This window comes from Synechococcus sp. R55.2 (genome assembly GCF_047462075.1).
Lineage (GTDB): Bacteria > Cyanobacteriota > Cyanobacteriia > Thermostichales > Thermostichaceae > Thermostichus.
Map to the genome: position 1 here is coordinate 1 of NZ_JANSIH010000017.1, position 1,522 is coordinate 1,522.

General features: G+C 52.8%; 2 protein-coding genes. One reads left to right on the top strand and one right to left on the bottom strand.

From position 1 onward, the window contains the following. Nucleotides 1-532: DUF4433 domain-containing protein (locus tag NW838_RS00570; RefSeq protein ID WP_414427290.1), on the bottom strand; the 532-nt coding region annotated here is incomplete at its 3' end. 63 nt (nucleotides 533-595) lie between these two features. Here NW838_RS00570 and NW838_RS00575 point away from each other — a divergent pair. Continuing rightward, entirely contained in the window at nucleotides 596-1,303 is a 708-nt protein-coding gene (locus NW838_RS00575) for an RNA-guided endonuclease InsQ/TnpB family protein (RefSeq protein WP_414427289.1), read from the top strand. The last annotated feature ends 219 nt before the right edge of the window (nucleotides 1,304-1,522 follow it).

Here is a 1,522-nt window from a genome sequence, read left to right on the forward strand (position 1 = left end):
TTTCAACGAGATCAAGGGGGAAATAGCGGTGGACGAGAAATTCTGCTTGTTTGCGCTCTTTGATATCTGGGTCGCGGAAATCCCTGGCAACGATGGCATTCCAGTCCAGCTCGCCAAGACAGTCGGGTTGTGAGCGGAACTCGGCGTAGCGTGCACCCGCGTTGGAGAGGGAGAAAGCCCACCGAACTTGATTGTGATCAGCCCAAGCGATGACCCGATGCAGATCTGCCTCGAGATGCACGATCCGAGTCTGGCCACCGCGATAGGTCAATTCGGGATGGTTTGCGCAGTGGATGACATAAAGCATGATCGAGCGGGGGCAAAAGTAAAAAGGAACATAGTCGCCGACTTTTGTGCCAGGGTGGCATGAAACTTCCAGCTCCTTAATCCGACGTTGCTTGATTTTGGACATGCCAATGGTTCGCGCTGGCCCCCCTTTTTGGAGTACTGCTGCGTCAGAGAGGAGCCCACCAGTGTTTACCGAAAAAACGCCGTAAAGCCCTGCCCTTGAGGGCAGGGATGTAAGGCGCAGACCGTTTTATCCCTTCAGGAACGCTGTTCGCGGTAGCGGTGCGTAGCACTTTAAAATAGCAATATGTTGGTCAGAGAAGCCAAGCTGCTCAACGGCACAGCAGAGCAGTACCAAGCTCTGGATGAAGCCATTCGCACTGCGCAGTTTGTGCAAAACAAGTGTCTACGGTACTGGATGGATAACCGGGGCGCGACCAAAGCGGTTCTGTATTCCCTCTGCAAGGACTTGGCCAAAGAGTTCCCCTTCGCCCGCCAGCTCAATTCTGCCGCCCGTCAAGCTAGTGCCGAAAGAGCTTGGTCTGCCCTCTCCAACTTCTACCGCCGTTGCAAGAACAAAGAGCCAAAGAAAGGCTATCCGCAGTTCAAGAAGAACTGTCGGTCGGTCGAGTACAAGCTGTCCGGCTGGAAGCTGTCTCCTGACGGCATGTCCATCACGTTCACCGACGGCTTCAACGCAGGAACATTTGCCCTGTACTGCAATGGTGAGGCAAGACACCATATCCTAAACTCCAAAATCAATCGGGTGCGGGTGATACGCAGGGCAGATGGGTACTATGCCCAGTTCTGCTTGGATGTGGAGCGCAAGGAGCAGGGAGAATACACAGGCAATGTTATTGGCATTGACTTGGGCTGGAAGGCTTTCTACACCGACCAGAACGGCAACTCTGTAGAGTGTCCAAAGTTTCTCAGACGCAGCGAAAGGAGGTTAAAGCAGCACCAGCGCAGATTAAGTCAGTATCGGGAGGAATACACAACTTCACTTGCCTTGTGATACAATAATAATACTGCGGACACCAGAAACGGTTGTTTAAGGCACTGGTAACGGTCAATTGGGGGTGTCGTAAACCATCCCAGAGGTCCGTGGTTAGTTTACTAACTGCAGGGCTACTAAAAGCCTACTCTGTACCGCGAAGCAGTCAGGGTCGGGTAGTTTACTTGGCGGATCCCCCTACAGTCAACTGGCCCAGCACGTTGATATCAAAGGTGAAAT

Coding starts and splice junctions, on each gene's coding strand:
- NW838_RS00575 (WP_414427289.1), top strand. CDS start 596: ATGTTGGTCAGAGAAGCCAAGCTGCTCAACGGCACAGCAGAGCAGTAC.